The sequence below is a fragment of the Ktedonobacterales bacterium genome, assembly GCA_036557285.1.
Classification (GTDB): Bacteria; Chloroflexota; Ktedonobacteria; order Ktedonobacterales; family DATBGS01; genus DATBHW01.
In genome coordinates, this window is the sequence record DATBHW010000081.1 from 72485 (window position 1) to 89706 (window position 17222).

Sequence of the window (17222 nt, forward strand, 5' to 3'; positions counted from 1 at the left end):
GGCGCTCCCGGTTCCTTGCTCTCGCGTCCGTTAGCGTCGTGGCCTGTCAGTAGGCCCCACGGCTGAAGAGGACGGCGGGAATGGTTTGTAGTAAGATTTGTATATCCAGGCGCAAGGACCAGTTTTCAATATAATAGAGATCGAGCAGGACCATTTCGTCAAAGTCCAGTTCGCTGCGCCCGCGAACCTGCCAAAGCCCCGTCATTCCTGGCCGGACCTCCAGCCGCCCTTTTTCCCATTCCTCATACTGGGCGACTTCGCTGCCAAGCGGTGGGCGTGGGCCAACGAGACTCATGTCACCTTTTAATACGTTAAGCAGTTGCGGAATTTCGTCAATGCTAGTTTTGCGGATGAGCTTGCCTACGTGCGTCCTGCGGGGGTCGTCTTTTAACTTAAACATGGGGCCGCTGATTTGATTCTGTGGGCGCAGGCCCGCCATAGCTCTTTCGGCGCGGTTGTGCATGGAGCGAAACTTGTAGAGCATGAACGGCAACCCTTGATACCCCAGTCGCTCTTGCTTGAACAGGATCGGCCCCCTGGAGTCAAGCTTAATCGCCAGGGCAGTGAGCAGCCAGATGGGCGACCCAAGCAGCAGGATCAATCCGGCAATGCTGATGTCCATGCCGCGCTTGAGGGTATATTGCCACGGGCTAATGCCAGCACTTTTGATGCCGATGAGCGGAATGCCTTCGATGGTGTCTATATCAATGCGCGAGAGACTGAGTTCGTGCAGGTCGGGGATCAGTTTGAATTCAGCGCCCGCGCGCTCGCACAGGCGGACGCTGCGCACAATTTGTTGATGCTGGTTGGAAGGGAGCGCGATCAAGACCTCATCAATATGGTAGATGTGGATAATGCTCTCCAGGTCGCTGATGCTTCCCAGGGCCTTAAAGCGCCCGAAATGGGGCGTGGGCGTGTCCTCGACATCAATGTAGCCAATGATGTGATAGCCAAGGCGTGGGGTGGCGGCAATATGCTGCATCATCATTTTGCCCAGGCGGCCAGCGCCAATAACGATCAGGCGCGCCCGCCGCAAGCCATGACGATACGCAAACGCTAACCCCATGCTGACGAGTTGCCTCCCCAGGAAGAGCAAGAACGTCGTACCGATCCAGGTATAAAGAATCAACCCGCGCGAGGCCGAGTTGCTGCTGGAGAAGAGCAGATTCGACGATTTAGTAAAGAAGTATTCGTAGATGCTGAGTGTTACCAGGCCGGTGGTGGTCGCGCCAAGAATAGCCGAGAAATGACTCACCCAATGGCTGGTGAGGCGTATCTGGTAGATGCCTTTCAGCCAGAGAATCAAGAGCATGCCGAGCGTGATACCGATTTCAAGGGAGATGTAGTCCTGGTAGGGCGTGGGATAAAAATCGGGGCCTTCGCTGGTCAGATTGTAACGGATATAATAGGCGCTCAGAAACGCCAGGTTGATGAGGAGCGTGTCACCTATCAGGAAGAGGAACAGGGTGGCTGAACGCTGAGGCCGAGGACGCCTGCGCCCCGATGACCGCAGCGCGCGCAGCTGTAGTGTGGGTTGGTCTGGAATAGGTAATGTCACCGGCCTGCTGGTGGACTGTACTGGCTGTTTTTTCATATGCTCCCTCCCCTGGCTCAACTCCACTCCTTCGAGTGTCACGTAAAGTGCGTGGCATCCTGATAGGCTTGAATAATTTGTTGGACAATTAGACTGGGTGCGAAGCGCTGCACCCTCGCCAGACCACGCGCGCGGAATTGCTGGCGGAGGGCGTTGTCGCGCAATCCTTGCTGCATAGCGCGTGCCAAAGATTCAGTATCGGTTGGTTCTATCGTCAGCGCGGCGCGGGCGCCAAAGGCGCCATCATCCCCAACTACCTCCGGCAGACTGGATGCGTTTGAGGTGACGACTGGCACACCACAGGCCATCGCTTCAGCGACCGGCAGACCAAACCCTTCATAGAGACTGGGGTAGACGAAAAGGTCAGCGGCATGATACCAGAGCGTTTTTTCTGCTTCGGGTACATAGCCAACAAAGCGCACGTCGTTTTGAATACCCAGTGAGTATATCTGCTGCTCCAGCGTTTGTACAGACCAGCCTTTCGCCCCGGCAAGCACCAATGTATGGGGCAGGTTGGTTTCGCGCTTGAGCAGCCGAAAGGCATCAAGCAGGCGCGAGACGTTCTTGCGCGGCTCCAGGGTGGCAAGAAAGAGGATCAGGTGTTCGGGGAGCCGCCGCCGCTGCCGCAATGCCTGGACGGCTTCGGCTGAACAGGGGAGCGAAAATCGCTCTTCTAGCATGGGATAGATGACGCGGATGCGCTCTTCTGGAACCTTCAGGAGTTCGATCATATCGCGGCGCGTATGCTCAGAGATAGCAATAATGAGCGCGGCGCGCCGGGCGCTGCGGCGCGTAAACCAGTGTTGATAAGCGCGCCGGGGGGGCCGGAAGAAATCGGGGAAGCGCAGAAAGGCGAGGTCGTGGATGGTGACGATGCCAGGACAGGGCAGGCGCAGGGGTAAAATATTCATGGGAGCGTGCAGCAGTTGCAGGCCATGTCGGCGTATCTCGCCAGCCAATTGCAGGTGCTCCCACAGAACTCTGCCAGCAGGATGTGTGGCGCCCCAGCCTACCAGGACGGCAGTGCTGCTGGCTGTGGAGGGCCATTGCTCGGCTACCGCGCGTTCGCTGACAAACACAGTGTATTCATGGTCGCCGTCAAGAGTGCCCAGCGCGTTCAGCAGATTGAGCGTATAGCGGCTGACCCCGGCGTTGCGATAAGACTGCGCCGCTGAAGTGAGCAGCGCGTTGATTCCAATGCGCATCGATCTGGCAGACGCCCCCTCTTCCTGGTAAAGACGATTGAGCATGCGGCGGGTAACGGTACTTTTAAGCCCTGCTCTTGCTCAGAAAGGGGCGCGCTGGATGGGACATTCGGCTGGAAAGGGTCCGGGTTCGTTGCGTTTTTCAACATGCTAGTGTATCATACTACCCGAATATAAAGACCTTCCTGTCCCCGCCAAGGAGATCCTATTACCCGGCAAGAGTTGAGGAGCATGGTGTTGTCCAAACAACTCCGTCTGGAAGTTGCGGAATTAAGCGATGTTGGTCGCAGGCGCGATTCTAACGAAGATAGTATGACCCGCCTGGTCCCCAAAGACCCCAAAGTTATGGAACGCAAGGGGGCTATTTTTGTGGTGGCCGATGGCATGGGCGGGCATGCCGCTGGCGAAGTCGCCAGCGAGATCGCTGTCGAGACGATCCGGGAAGAATACTATGAAGCAGCATCGGATGAGGTGTTGGAGGTGCTCGCGCAGGCGATCAGACAGGCTAATCAGGTTATCTATGATCGCGCTATCGAGCAAGCCACTCGCGCCGGAATGGGGACGACCTGTGTGGCGGTGGTGGTGCGCGGCGCGTTGGTCTATGTCGCCAATGTGGGCGACAGCCGGGTCTATCTGATCCGCGAAGGGCAGATTCGCCAGCTAACCTACGATCACTCCTGGGTGGCCGAGCAGGTGCGCGCGGGGATGTTGACCGATGACCAGGCGCGCACCCACGCGCATCGCAATGTGATTACGCGCGCCCTGGGGACTCAGCAGGAGGTCGAGCCAGACCTGTTTGTCGAGCAGCTTCAGGATGACGATCTGCTGCTGCTTTGTTCGGATGGTCTTTCTGGCCCGGTCTCCGATGAGGAGATGAGTCAGATTGTTACTTCTTCCCCGCCCCAGGAAGCGGTGCGGGAGTTGATTGCCCAGGCCAATGAGCAGGGTGGGCCAGATAATATTACGGCGGTGCTGGTGCATGTGGCGGAGGCGCCAACGCTTGAGCCAGAGATGCAAGAACAACTGGCAACGCTGGCTGACGCATCGGCTCAGCAAACAGCGCGGCTAAAGCCCGTGAAAAAGCCGCCCAGGCGGCTCTCGCCGGTCTCGATTGCCCTGCGCGTGTTTGCGGCGGTGGCGATCTTATTTCTCTCGCTGGCGATCTGGGATTATGGATTTGGCCCCATCGCCTGGACCCGCAACGCTCATAACCAGCTCAGTGCTGATCTGGGGCGCGTTCAGCCGCTGATAGCGCAGGCAAAAAAAGAAGCGCCTCAACAGGCGATCAATACGCTGGCAGCGGCGCAGCATCCGCTGCTCAACGATCTACGTGATCGCTGGCTGAGCAGCGATGACCGCCAGCAGGCGATAACGACTCTACAACGGGATCTGGGTTCGGCGATTCGCCAGACGCTGCAAGCCTATAATGCGGCGGCGCGAGTCCAGCCACTTGATGCCCTGCATCCACAGCAGTTCTCGGTTTCCTGTAGCCCTGCCCCTGGCGGGCGGCTCGATCATCTGGTTGCGGTACAGGGCAATGCGCCGGGCGCGGGGCTGCCAGCCCTCTTTGCCCGCGCGGCGGCTCAGAGCGCCTCGCCCGCCTATGCGCTCAACCTCGATCCGTCGGGCACATCGCTCACCTGCGGTGCGGTCATTGATCCGGCAGTGGTTGACCTGACCACTGATGGCTCGCAGCTTTATCTGTTGCATAAAGAGAGCGAATCGAGTTTTACGGTTGAGCAACTGGCGGCAACCCCTGACGCGAAACCAGAGCGGCTGCTGACCTTGCCGCCGAACTCCGCTGGCGCATTCCCCGCGCTGCTGGCTGTTCATAACTCGCAGGTGTACATCATCTATCGCGGAACGAATGACGCCATTTCCGTCTGCTCAATAAGATCCTCCAGCCCCTGTAAACCCTTTGGGCCTTCACCGCTGCCTTCCCAGGCGCATAGTATGACGGTTGCGCCCAACGGCACGATCTACTTGCTGCTTGTGGATGGCAGCATCGGAGTATTGACGCCAGCCGGGGCGCTGCACCCGGCTAACCTTGCCTCACTCTTGCCCGCGCTGCCCGTAGCCGATCCTTCCTCGTTCAATCCGCTGACTGCGCTGCCGACGGTTCCAGTGACCCCGACTTTTTCGGCGACTCCAACGCCACCTCCGGCGAATGGGACGCCGACGCAAACGCCTGACGGGAATGCTCCGTACTCGCCAACGGGCGTGAAGCTTGCCAATGCAACGGTCCTGGTGAGCGATCAGCGAGATCACCTCTTTATCGGCGATGGCGCTGATCACCGGATCGTGCAGTTGGATACGCCAGAGACGGGGAACGGTGATCCTGCTCCGGGGCAGCAATATGCAGCGGCCTCCACACTGGATAGTTTGCAGAGTGTCAGCGCGGTGGCTCATGGGGATCAGGGCTTTTCGCTCTATGTGCTGGGCGGCCACTCGCTGCTAGTGATTAGCTCGCCATAATTACTTCGCCATAAGAAGTTGCTGGCAAGCGGCCCACTGACGATCAAGAAACTCCTGAAAGTCTGCTGCTGATGGCACCCTGTCTATGCAAGCGGGGCTGCCCCTGGCGCTTCTGCTCTTTTCCGATAGAATGTGCTAAACTTCAGCATCACGTTGTTTGAGACGAGGGGTAGAAACGATGGGTTTGGAGACGACGCTGCGGACGGTGACCTGCGGCGAACTGACGGCGGCCAATGTAGGCCAGCAGGTGACGCTGACCGGCTGGGTCAATCGGCGGCGCGATCATGGTAAATTGATCTTTCTTGATCTGCGGGACCGCTACGGCGTGACCCAGCTTATTTTTGACCCCGAACGTGGCCCTGGGGCGAGCGAGGCGCACGCGATTGCCGAGTCGGTGCGTCTGGAATACGTGCTGCGGGTACAGGGGAAGGTGGAAAGACGCCTGCCCGGCTCGGAGAATCCCGACCTTCCTACGGGAGAGATTGAGGTAGTGCCCAGCGCGGTAGAGGTGCTGAACCCGGCTCGCTCGACGCCTTTTGTCATCAGTGATCAGGCGTCTGCGGATGAGCCGCTGCGTCTGAAATACCGTTATCTGGACCTGCGGCGGCCCTCGGTACGCGAGAATATCGTGCTGCGCCATCGGGTGGTGAAGCGGATTCGAGACTATCTGGATGCGCGCAGCTTTTTGGAGGTGGAGACACCGATTCTCACGAAGAGTACGCCGGAAGGCGCACGCGATTATCTGGTGCCGAGCCGCCTGTATGCGGGCAAGTTCTACGCGCTGCCTCAAGCGCCGCAGCAGTTCAAGCAGTTGCTCATGGTTGCGGGGCTGGACCGCTATTTCCAGATTGCGCGCTGTTTCCGCGATGAAGACCAACGCTCTGACCGCCAGCCAGAGTTCACCCAGTTGGACGTAGAGATGTCGTTTGTCAGCGAAGAGGATGTGATGGGGCTGATCGAGGGGCTGCTAATCGATCTGGTGCAAGCCCTGACCCAGAAGCGCATCCAGCAGCAGCCATTCCCGCGTCTGACCTTTGCAGAGGTGGTGGATCGCTATGGTACCGATCACCCCGATATTCGCTTTGGGCTGCCGCTGGTGGAGATCAGCGATCTGGCGGCGACGAGCGATTTTCGGGTGTTTGCCGAGGCGGTGCGCGCGGGTGGTATGGTCAAGGGCTTGCGGCTGCCCGGCGCAGCGAGCTATTCGCGCAAAGAAATTGATGAATTGGGCGAGCAGGCGCGTGTGCTGGGCGCAAAAGGGCTGGTGACGGTGGCGCTGGGCGCCGATGGCGTTCGCTCGCCGTTGACCAAAGCCATGAGTGAGGCGCAGCTTGGGGCGATCATCACCAGGATGGAGGCGCAGACTGGCGATCTGCTGCTCTTCGTGGCCGACAGCGCCAAGGTTTGCAACGATGTCCTGTCACGCATGCGCGCGCGGCTGGGCGAGCGCCTGGGGCTGATCCCCAATGAGGTGATGGGCCTCTGCTGGGTGGTGGATTTTCCGCTGCTTGAATGGAATGAAGACGAGCGGCGCTATCAGGCGGAACATAACCCCTTCTCCGGTATGCAGGCTGGCGATGAGGCGCTGCTGGAGAGTGATCCGTTGAGGGTGCGGGCGCGCCAATATGATGTGATCTGCAACGGCTATGAGATCGGCGGGGGCAGTATTCGTATCAACCAGGCTGAGTTGCAGCGGCGCGTTTTCCGGCTGCTGGGGCTGTCGGACGAACAGATTCAGGAGCAGTTTGGGCATATGCTGGAGGCGTTTGAGTATGGGGCGCCGCCGCATGGCGGCATTGCGCTGGGCCTGGACCGCCTGGTGATGCTGCTGGCGGATGAGGAGAGCATCCGCGAGGTGATCGCTTTCCCGAAGACGCAGAGCGCGCAAGACCTGTTGATGCAGGCCCCTTCGTCGGTTGCGCCGGAGCAACTGCGCGAACTGCGTCTGCGTGTGCAAGAGTAAATGGGGCAGGAATAAATGGCAAGGGATTATGCTGGCGGGCAGCGTGGAAACCAGTTCCACCACCTATCGGGGGTTGCCACTTGTAGCGCCGCCATCTTGGCGGCTCAACGCTGGCCTGCTGGTGTGTTGGCCCGCAGGGCAAACGCTCGCCCTGGCGCAGCGGTGGCCGCCTGGAAGGCGGCGCTACCAGTACCATGCCTCGCTTGCCACCACCTCATTTTTGCTAGAACCGTGGAAACCATAGGACTGGACGAGCAGGTTCTGAGATGGTATTATGGAAATACAGGTAGTGCTTCAACGAGGCAACGGGGCCTTGTTGAAAAGAGCCGCCTCAATGCGGAGGATTGGTTATGAAGCTACGGGGCCTGCGACTGGCGCGCCAGCGCCAGGGACTGAGTATCAGCCAGCTCGCCGAGATGACCGGCTTGCGTCGGGAAAGCGTTAGCCGCTTTGAACACGGACAGGAAGAGCCACAACCATATGCGCTGCGGCGACTCTCGACCGTGCTGGAAACCTCTCCGGCGGAACTTTGTGGGGTGGCGCCTGTTGATGAGGTAAACACCTATTCCACTCTCGCCAGCAGGCGTGGCTGGGTGTTGGAAGATCTCCCTTCTTCAACGCCGGTGAGGCGCTGAGATACCTGAGAGCGCATCTCGGAATAGGCTGCTCCCCTAACCGTTGAAAGTGATTTCAGCAGTTAGGGGAGTATTATTTCTCGCGGGCCGCGCCTTCCTCTCGAAATTCGAAAGAGTGCAGTTCCCCGGTCTGCCTGGCAAACGATGGGTTGCTGATCGTTCCAGATGTTTTTCCTGTGATGCTTTCGCGCTTGGAGGTATCTTCTTCGGAAAGCTGGAAGACCCCAACGCGCTTTTGCAGCGATTCGGCCAGTTCGGTGAGGCGGCTCATTGAGGCGTGCATCTGGTCAATGTTGCGGGCGGTGTAGACGGTGATCTGGGCAATGTCGCCCATCGAACGCGCCACAAAACCGCCAGCGCGTGCCTGCTGGGCAGCCGCGCTGCTGATCCCCTCGATGTGCTGCACAATGCGCTGCATGACTGCATCCATCGCCTGAAGTGCTGATCCGGCATGCGCGGCCAGGTCCGATTGAATCACGACCTGCTGTGTGCTTTGCTCCATGCTGACGACGACGGCGTTTGTCTCGTTCTGAATGCCTTTGATCTTCGCGGCAACCTGTTTGGTGGCTTCGGCGCTGGAAGTGGCGAGGTTGCGAATCTCCTGGGCGACGGCAGAGAAGCCGCGACCATGTTCGCCTGCGCGTACCGCCTCGATGGAGGCATTGAGGGCGAGCAGGTTCGTCTTGCTGGCAAAATCAGAGATAAGCTGGACAATTTCTCCGATCTCCTGACTACTTTCGCCCAGCCGTTTGATCTTTTTGGCGGATTGCAGCACCATCTCGCGCACCGCATTCATGCCCTGGACGGCGCGCTCTACTCCCTGACGGCCCTCGTTGGTGATTTCCAGCGCCTGATGCGTTACGCCAGCAGCAGTAACGGCATTATCTGAGACCTGCTGCACCGAGGCAGCCATCTCTCGGATCGCTTTGAAGATGTCGTTAACCTGGCGCTCCTGCTGCTGAGCGCCGGTTGCCAGCCGCCTGGCGGCGATCTGCAAATCGGCGGCGCTCTTGCTGACTACGTTCGTGGCCTGGCGTACTTCCGACAAGACCGTGTTGAGGGCGCGGAGCATTTCGTTCAGTGAATCGGCTACAGCGCCCAGGCTGGTCTCGCTGATGCGGGCGCGCACGGTCAGATTCCCCTGCCGGGCTTGCTCCACTTCTTCCAGAAGGTCGAAGATGGCTAGTTCAAGCGCCTGACGCTCTTGTTCGCGCTGCTGGAAAACACGGGCGTTATCAATGCCTAGCGCCGCCTGATTGGTGAATAGCTCGATGACCTCGATGGTCTCAAGCGAAGGTTGCAGCCCGTCTTCGGGATCGTCAATGGAGAGGATACCCAACAATTTGTTCTCGCGCGGGCTGACCAGAGGAACCAGCAGTATATCCTGGGGGTGCCAGGTATTCTCCCCGTGCCAGGTGATGGTTTTGGTGGTGACAACCTCCATCCCTCTGGTCAGATGCGAATGCTCGTGGGGAATGAAGTAGGATTGGCTCATGCGAAATTCGGGGCGCATCATCGCCAGCAATTGGTTGAGTGCTGGTGGTGATGCGCGCATACGCTGCTCGTCTTCCTGACTGATGCCGACAAAGGCTGCGCATTCCAACTCAGGGGGATCACCATGCACCAGATTGAGAATAGCTACGCGGAAGCCAATACAGGTGCTGATGGCCTCGACGATCTGCCGCAGGAGGATTTCTAGCTGGAGTTCTGCGCGCATGGCGTTGCCCAGACGCAGCACTTCTTTAATTTGCCTGGCGCGGCGCGCTGCCTCGAACTCCTGCATAGCAGATAGTGATTTTGCGTTTAATTGATTGGAAGTCTGAGAGAAGATACGCCTCATCAGTTTGCTATCCTTCTCGCGCTCCTCTGATGCGGTATGCAGAAGAGTACAACATGCCCAAGAGCAGGCTTTTTCCATAGCCCAGCATAACACATCTCGACGCCGGTTACAATTGTGTTCTGGCTGGAGAAACACAGGACGGGCTTGTCTCTGGCTGCTCTGACGATGCCCCTGAGTTCGTTGCCTGGCATGATTTGTGTATACCCCTTTCGAGAGAGAGCAGGCGCCTGGAGGGTTGGCGGCTGGTCCGCCAGATTGATTGACGCTCCTCCAACGGCCTTGCCTGTCTGCTGTGAAAGGATTGTCTGGCTGCGATGATGTTGCGTTCGGCTCCTCGCCAGTCACGGCGCGCGCGCTTTTCGACGCCGTTCTGGCTGGCATTCTTTGCTGTTCTGAATGCGTTTGACCTGATTACAACCTATGTTGATCTCCAGGCGGGCATGCGTGAAGGTAATCCGCTCATGCGGGCGCTGCTCGACCAGGCGGGATTTAGCGCGCTGATTGTCTATAAGGCGCTGATGATCCTGGCTGTCTCTGCCGGGATTCTGATACTCAGCCGCAGCTATCGTGGTCTGGCGCGCCTCGCGCTTGTTATATGTAATGTGTTGGTGTTGGTGGTTGTGCTCTCCAACTTTATCCAGTACCAGTGGTAGCCAGGAGGTTAACTGTGGCGCTGCAACTGAAACGGCTCAAAGAGCGGGTGCAGGGCTTGCGGCAGGCTGCCTTCGATGATGGCGCCTTTGTCGGTGTGGCGCTCGCGCAGCACGCGCCCGCGACGATGAAAGAGTTCGACCATATGACCGGCTTCATAAGGGATGCGCACCCGCACCGGCTTCATTTCTGCCGCGACGACCTGCCCCACCTTTTGCAGCAAGGCATCCAGCCCGCGACCTTCGCGCGCTGAGATAGGTACGGCGTTTGGGAAGAGGCTGAGATCAAGCTGCGCCACATCTTCTAGCAGGTCAATTTTGTTGAGGGCCGTGACACGCGGCTTCTCGCTGGCCCCCAATTCAGCCAGGACTTCATTGACGGTCTGGCTTTGTTCAATCGCGTTTTCGTGGCTGATGTCAACGACTTCGATCAAAAGATCGGCTTCGCTGACTTCCTCCAGCGTGGCGCGAAAGGCGGCCACCAGATCGGTGGGCAACTTCTGGATAAAGCCGACGGTATCGCTCAGCAAAATCTCCTGGTGGCTGGGCAGCACGAGATGGCGGGTAGTCGGATCGAGCGTGGCAAAGAGCTTGTTTTCGACCAGCACTTCGGCCAGGGCCAGGGCGTTGAACAGGGTGGATTTGCCGGCGTTCGTATAGCCAACAATGGAGACCACCGGCATGGCCTGTTCCAGACGCTCGCGCCGCTGCTGGGTGCGCTGTCTGCGCACGCCCTCTAATTCGTGGCGCAGATCGCTGATGCGCTTGCGAATGCGCCTGCGGTCCACTTCCAGTTTTGTTTCGCCGGGTCCGCGCACGCCGATAGCGCCCCCCAGGCCGCCTCCGCCCGCGCCGCGCGAGCCACCGCCCACGCGCGAGAGGGCTGTGCCGCGTCCGGTGAGCCGGGGCAGGCGATACTCTAACTGAGCCAGTTCGACCTGCAATTTGCCTTCGCGGGTGTGGGCATGCTGGGCGAAGATGTCCAGAATCAAGGCGGTGCGATCAATGACGCGGGCGTTGACTTCGCCCTCCAGGTTGCGCTGCTGTGAGGGCGAGAGTTCGTCATCAAAGATGACCAGATCAAAGCCCAGTTCTTGCTGAAGCTGCTTCAGTTCGGCGGTGCGCCCTTTGCCCAGATAATAGCGCATGTCCGGCGCTCGCAGCCGCTGGATCATGCTCCCCACCACTTCGGCTCCGGCGGTGCGCGCCAGCGCGGCCAGTTCTTCCAGCGAATCCTCGGTACTCCAGAGGCTTTCGCTGCTCGCCACCTCTACCCCGGCCAGGAATGCCTTTTCTGCGGCCCCTTCTTGCAGATCGATCAACCGCGAGTTTTTACTCGTAAGCGCCTCCTGAATATATCTACTTGCTCTTTATCGCGCCAGCCAGGGACGTTTCCAGAGAGCTTTGTCTTCGGCAGTATCTCACTCCATACTCTACATGTCAAGCTGACGGTAAAGTATGGAGGCCCGAAAGTTGCTTATCATCTGGCGCGGCAGTGTGATCTATTCCCTTGACGCAGGCTTAGCAGCGACTTACACTGATTTGGAGAATGATAGTTTTCAGAAGAGGAGAAGCCCGGTATGCTCTGCCAGCGCTGCGGCACCGTTAACAACGGGGGAGATCAGTTTTGTGGGAATTGTGGCGCGGTGTTGCCGACGGCCAGCCAGCCAGCTAGTTACCCGGTGAATGCAGCGCCTGCCTGGCCTTCGGCGCCCTATGGAAGTTCGATGGACGCGCCAACGGTGGATCACCCGCTGTATGGTGGTCAGCCGACCCAGTATGTGCCGCCCGCGCAAAGCCCTGCCGCTGGCTGGGCCACGCAGCGGGATGGTTATGCTCCTCCTCCGCAGATGACCTGGGCTGGCGCGCCAACGGCCCAGTCGGTCTTTCCTGCGTCGCCAGCGGGGGCGCAGGCGCTGCCGACGAAGCGACGGCGGCGCTGGCCCTGGTATCTGCTGCTTTTTCTGGTGATCTTTGGGCTGGTGGTCGCTGGAGGCTGGGTCTTGCTGATACGCCCGGCTGTGCATCAGTCGGTGGACGCGGAGATTCGCCAGGGGTTGCAACGAGCTATCGATCAGGTTCCTGCTCTGCCACCGGAGGCGCCAGCAGGCGCTTCTTTCCCGGTGACGGAGGGGCAGATCAACGATTATCTTGATAGGAATAGCACTCAGCTTGCGCCGATCACACATATGCAGGTTGCCCTTCAGCCGGGCGTGATGGTGGTGACGTTCCAGGCGTATGGGTTTGGCAGTATGGTGCGTCTGGGGCTGGCTGTGGAAGGCGGCACGCTGGTGGCACGGAATGTGGATGTGTCGGGCTTGCTCTGGTGGGTTGAATCTGACGATGATTTGACGGCGCGCTTGAATGATGCGCTGAGCCAGATTCCTGACAAGCTGGGGCATCAGCTAGCTTCGGTTGCCATTGAAGATGGAATGCTTCAGCTTACCTTAGCCTAGCTGGCGTCTTCTTGGGCTTCTTCGGAGTTGGTTTTGCGGCTTAGAACTGGTGATAGGTTGGAGAAGCCCTTGTCTGCTTAATAGCGGTGCTTCAGGTGTCCCTCGTCCTCCAGGAAGGAGGCATAGATTTGGACCATAGAGCTTCGTCGGTGGAGTCGCGCGCCCTCAATCGGCAGGAGTTTTATCGCCGCGCCTATCAACGCCTGGCGTCAGGATGGAGAGATAGCCTGGTCCTGTACTGCGAGGCGATTGACGCGCATGTCCAGCCGGATACGCATGTGCTGGATATTGGCTGTGGACACGCGGACTTTCTGGCGTCTGTCTACGCGAAGACGCCTTATACCTATGGCATTGATCCCGATGCCGAGGCGCTTAGCAAAAACACGACGATTACGCACGCGGTGGTGGGGACGGTGGATCATCTGCCGTTTGAGGATAATTCGTTTGATTTGATTGTGGCGGCGTGGGTCTTCGAGCATCTGGAGCGGCCCGAACGGGCCTGCCAGGAAATCTATCGCGCCTTGAAGCCAGGGGGCAGGCTCATTTTCTTAACGCCCAATAGCTGGAATTACAACGTCTGGATCATTCGCCTGATCCCCCACCACTTTCATGATTTCTTCACCCGCAGGCTCTATCAGCGTCAGGAGCATGATACCTATCGCGTCCAGTACAAAATCAATTCACCCCGGCGGATACCGGGCATCCTTTTGCCTATCGGCTTCAAGGAAGAACAGGTTATCTTGAACGGCGACCCCTCCTACATCAGCTTCAACAAGCCGCTGTTTATGTTCGCCTGCCTTATGGAGCGGCTGCTCGATACCAGGCCCCTCCGGGGCACCAGAGTGCATATCATCGGGGTGTATCAGAAATAGGGGTCTGTGTCTGGTAGGGCGGGTGGGACTCGAACCCACACGGGAGTTACCCCAGAGGATTTTAAGTCCCCTGCGTCTGCCATTTCGCCACCGCCCCGTACTTCCTTCAGCATATCATATGTTGGGCCTGGGTTGCAATCAGTCCGGCTGGCCGAGTTCCACCACCTATCGGGGGTTGCCACTTGTAGCGCCGCCCCCCTTCGGGAAGGGCTTCGCCAGAGCCGCTTGACCGCGCTGGGCGCGGCCATGCTCGCTCCCGTTGGTCGCTCGCGCGTCTCTGTCGCTTGCCTCCCCCTGCGGGGAGCGGCCCTTGCGGGAACCGGGCCTGCGGCCTGGGCTGCTTGCCTCGGCTGGTGCCCCGTCCTCTCGCTCCCGGTGGTCGCTCGCGCGTCCCTCTTGGCGGCGCAACGCTGGCCTGCTGGCGCCGTGGCCCGGAGGGCGAACGCTCGCCCTGGCGCAGCGGTGGCCGCCTGGAAGGCGGCGCTACAAGTACCATGCCTCGCTTGCCACCACCTCATTTTTGCTAGAACCGGCTGGCTGGATTGACAGCGACTCAGGCGGTACGCGATAATACAACGGTTATGATGTGTAGTCACAGACGCGTAGACGATGACGCTGCTGGCGGGGGCCAGCGCACAAGGGCGAGGGAGACATGGCTGAGATGGCTGATCGGGAGAGAGCGTTGGGCGATGGCGCGCGGCTAGCGGGCGCAAGCTATGACGTGATTGTGGTGGGAGCGGGACACGCGGGCTGCGAGGCGGCGCTGGCGGCGGCGCGGATGGGCTGCTCGACGCTGTTAATTACGATGAATCTGGATAGTATCGCGCTGATGCCGTGCAATCCGTCAATGGGCGGGCCTGCCAAAGGGCATCTGCTGCGCGAGATTGACGCATTGGGCGGCGAGGCGCCGCGCAACACTGACCGCACGTTTATTCAGATTCGCATGCTTAATACCGGCAAAGGACCAGCCGTACAGGCGCTTCGCGCGCAGTGCGATAAGCAGGCGTACCGGCTGGCGATGAAGTTTGCGCTGGAGGCGCAGCCGAACCTCGATCTGAAGCAGGCATCGATCACGCACTTTATCGCTGAGGCCGGGCCGGATGGTCGCCCGGTGATGCGCGGCGTTATCACGGCCCAGGGCTGGGAGTATCGCGCCAAAGCGGTAGTAATGACGACCGGTACGTTTATTAACGGGCGGCTGGTGGTTGGTGAAAAGACGCAGCCTGGCGGGCGCGCGGGCGAAGGTCCGGCGCTGGTCATCTCCGATTCGCTGCAACAGCTTGGCCTGGCGATGGGGCGACTGAAGACGGGAACGCCGCCGCGCATTGATGCGCGCACGATTGATTTTAGCAAGACGATCCCACAGCCAGGCAGCCCGAAGCCCCTCTATTTCTCGGCTGATCGCGCGGCGCGTGAAGAAGTGCTGCTGCCGCCTGGCCGCCCCAATCCGCTCTATCCTATTCCAGCAGAGATGCAGACGACCTGGCGGCCACAGCTTCCCTGCTATCTCGCGCACACCACTCCTGAAACGCACGCGGTTATCCGCGCCAATCTGCATCGCTCGCCGCTCTACAGCGGGCTGATCGAGGGGGTTGGGCCGCGCTACTGTCCCTCTATCGAGGATAAGGTGGTGCGCTTCGCGCAGAAGGAGATGCATCAGGTCTTTCTGGAGCCGGAAGGCTGGAAGACTGGCGAAGTTTATGTGCAGGGGATGAATACCAGCCTGCCAGAAGATGTGCAGCTTGCCATGCTGCGCACCATTCCGGCGCTGGAACATGTGGAGATGATGCGCGTCGGCTATGCCGTCGAATATGATTTTGTGCCTTCCGATCAGATTACGCTCGCGCTGGAGGCAAAGCCGGTGGAGCGGCTCTTCCTGGCGGGCCAGATTAACGGTACATCGGGGTACGAGGAGGCGGCGGCCCAGGGTTTGATCGCGGGCATCAACGCGGCGCTCAAAGCGCAGGGCAAGGCGCCATTTATTCTGGCGCGCCACGAAGCCTATATGGGCGTCTTGCTGGATGATCTGGTGACACAGCCTATGAAAGAGCCATATCGGTTGCATACGTCGCGGGCTGAGCATCGTTTGCTGCTGCGCCAGGATAACGCTGATTTGCGGCTGAGTCAGTACGGACGGCAATTAGGGCTGCTGGATGACGCGCGCTGGGAAGCGGCTGAGCGCAAGCGCCAGGCGCTTGAGGAGGCGATGGAGGGATTGGATATGGTGGCCTTCAATGCGAATCAGGCCCAGGAGGACCGGGCGCGCGAGGTGGGGCTGGCGCCGCTGGGGCAGCGGCTGACCGGGCGGGAATTGCTGCGGCGGCCAGAGTCACGCTACTGGCAGGTGGCGGCGCTGGATAGTCGGCTGCCGACGTTGGAAGAGGATGTGGCGGCGGAGGTGGAGGTGCAGGTGAAGTATGAAGGCTATGTGCGCAAGCAAGAGCGGGCGGTGGAGCGGGTGCGTCGCTTTGAGGAACTGCTGATTCCCGAAGCAACCGATTACGCGGCGGTGCCTAATCTGCGAACCGAGGCGCGTGAGAAATTGGCGCGAGTCCGTCCCTATACGCTGGGGCAGGCGGGACGGGTCGGCGGAGTGACGGCGGCGGATATTGCGGTGCTGCTCGTCTATCTAGAGCGCCAGCGCCGCCAGCAAAGCGCGTTACCCGCTTGAGCAGGTTGACAGCGCGTTTCGCGCTGAGTAGTATAGGCGCACACATCATGAGGCGTTGATGGGCGCTTGCCGAACCGCAGCGCAGCATCTAAGCCAACGCGCAAGGAGGGATGCGGCTTCCCTTTTTCCCGATTCTGCGGACACAGGGCTTCTACCGCGCAGCAGCTATGAGGATTTTAGTCGTTGATGATGAACCTATCAGTACCAAGCTCGTGCATTTTATTCTGAGTGAAGAAGGCTACGATGTGACCTCGGTTGATAGCCCGCGCGGCGCGATGGCGATGATTCAGCGACAGTTACCAGACCTGATTCTGCTGGATGTGAACATGCCGCAGATGAACGGTTTTGTGTTCCATAAGCACCTGCGCGAAAACGACTATGATATTCCGGTCATCTTCGTGACCGCGAAAGGAGAGCTGGAGGACAAACTCAATGGGCTGCGCCAGGGGGCCGATGATTATATTGTCAAGCCCTTCGATCCGGCTGAGCTGCTGGCGCGTGTACAGGCGGTCCTGCGCCGCTATCGTAAAGCAACCGCCCAGGCGAGCGAGAAGATTTTGCGGGCAGGCGAATTCGAGTTGAACATGGCTGATCTCCAGATGTGCCTCCCTGATAAACGTACCGTTCTGCTGACGCCCAGGGAGATGAAAATCATGCTGATTCTGGCTGGACGGGTCGGCCAGATTCTGCGGCGGGAAGAACTGCTTGATGCCATCTGGGGCGAAAATTATCCAGGAGAGAGCAATATTGTTGATGTCTATATCCGGCGTCTCCGGCGCAAGATTGAGCATGACCCAGCCAACCCTCAGTATATTCAATCGGCGCGCGGGGTTGGCTACAAATTCGTTGGCAAGTGACCTC

The 17222-nt window shown here is 59.4% G+C and carries 12 protein-coding genes and 1 tRNA gene; 8 read left to right on the forward strand and 5 right to left on the reverse strand.

Annotated features, from left to right (window positions below):
* Positions 1–46: 46 nt before the first annotated feature.
* Together VH599_22100 and VH599_22105 are read right to left on the reverse strand one after the other, a co-directional pair.
* Positions 47–1594: a sugar transferase gene (locus VH599_22100; GenBank protein ID HEY7351018.1), complete on the reverse strand. Its 1548-nt coding sequence runs from the start codon at positions 1592–1594 to the stop codon at positions 47–49.
* A gap of 38 nt (positions 1595–1632) precedes the next feature.
* Complete coding sequence (locus VH599_22105; protein HEY7351019.1) at positions 1633–2799, reverse strand: glycosyltransferase family 1 protein; 1167 nt, start codon at positions 2797–2799, stop codon at positions 1633–1635.
* Between the two features lie 237 nt (positions 2800–3036).
* On the opposite strand from VH599_22105, the gene VH599_22110 reads away from it, so the two are divergent.
* The 3 genes from VH599_22110 to VH599_22120 all read left to right on the forward strand — a co-directional run bounded on the left by VH599_22110 (position 3037) and on the right by VH599_22120 (position 7872).
* The gene (locus VH599_22110) at positions 3037–5274 is read left to right on the forward strand and encodes a Stp1/IreP family PP2C-type Ser/Thr phosphatase (protein ID HEY7351020.1); all 2238 of its coding nucleotides are present in this window, start codon (positions 3037–3039) and stop codon (positions 5272–5274) included.
* A 178-nt stretch (positions 5275–5452) separates the two neighbouring features.
* Entirely contained in the window at positions 5453–7237 is a 1785-nt protein-coding gene (aspS, locus tag VH599_22115) for an aspartate--tRNA ligase (protein ID HEY7351021.1), read from the forward strand.
* Between the two features lie 350 nt (positions 7238–7587).
* A complete protein-coding gene (locus tag VH599_22120; GenBank protein HEY7351022.1) occupies positions 7588–7872 on the forward strand; it encodes a helix-turn-helix transcriptional regulator in 285 nt (94 codons plus the stop codon).
* 73 nt (positions 7873–7945) lie between these two features.
* Here VH599_22120 and VH599_22125 read toward each other — a convergent pair whose 3' ends face one another.
* A complete protein-coding gene (locus tag VH599_22125; protein HEY7351023.1) occupies positions 7946–9712 on the reverse strand; it encodes a methyl-accepting chemotaxis protein in 1767 nt (588 codons plus the stop codon).
* Positions 9713–10026: 314 nt separating this feature from the next.
* Here VH599_22125 and VH599_22130 point away from each other — a divergent pair, with 314 nt between their 5' ends.
* Entirely contained in the window at positions 10027–10365 is a 339-nt protein-coding gene (locus VH599_22130) for a DUF5658 family protein (GenBank protein ID HEY7351024.1), read from the forward strand.
* Positions 10366–10373: 8 nt separating this feature from the next.
* On the opposite strand, the gene hflX is transcribed toward VH599_22130, so the two are convergent.
* Positions 10374–11684, reverse strand: a complete 1311-nt coding sequence (gene hflX / locus VH599_22135) for a GTPase HflX (GenBank protein HEY7351025.1) — start codon at positions 11682–11684, stop codon at positions 10374–10376.
* A 258-nt stretch (positions 11685–11942) separates the two neighbouring features.
* On the opposite strand from hflX, the gene VH599_22140 reads away from it, so the two are divergent.
* Positions 11943–12818 carry a hypothetical protein gene (locus VH599_22140; protein HEY7351026.1) on the forward strand — a complete coding sequence of 292 codons (876 nt, stop codon included), beginning with the start codon at positions 11943–11945 and terminating at the stop codon, positions 12816–12818.
* A gap of 128 nt (positions 12819–12946) precedes the next feature.
* Positions 12947–13690 carry a class I SAM-dependent methyltransferase gene (locus VH599_22145; protein HEY7351027.1) on the forward strand — a complete coding sequence of 248 codons (744 nt, stop codon included), beginning with the start codon at positions 12947–12949 and terminating at the stop codon, positions 13688–13690.
* Positions 13691–13701: 11 nt separating this feature from the next.
* Here the strand turns inward: VH599_22145 and VH599_22150 are convergent.
* Positions 13702–13787 (reverse strand) — tRNA-Leu (locus VH599_22150).
* 564 nt (positions 13788–14351) lie between these two features.
* On the opposite strand from VH599_22150, the gene VH599_22155 reads away from it, so the two are divergent.
* Positions 14352–16361, forward strand: a complete 2010-nt coding sequence (locus tag VH599_22155) for a tRNA uridine-5-carboxymethylaminomethyl(34) synthesis enzyme MnmG (GenBank protein HEY7351028.1) — start codon at positions 14352–14354, stop codon at positions 16359–16361.
* 110 nt (positions 16362–16471) lie between these two features.
* The gene (locus VH599_22160; GenBank protein HEY7351029.1) at positions 16472–17218 is read left to right on the forward strand and encodes a response regulator transcription factor; all 747 of its coding nucleotides are present in this window, start codon (positions 16472–16474) and stop codon (positions 17216–17218) included.
* Positions 17219–17222 lie beyond the last annotated feature (4 nt).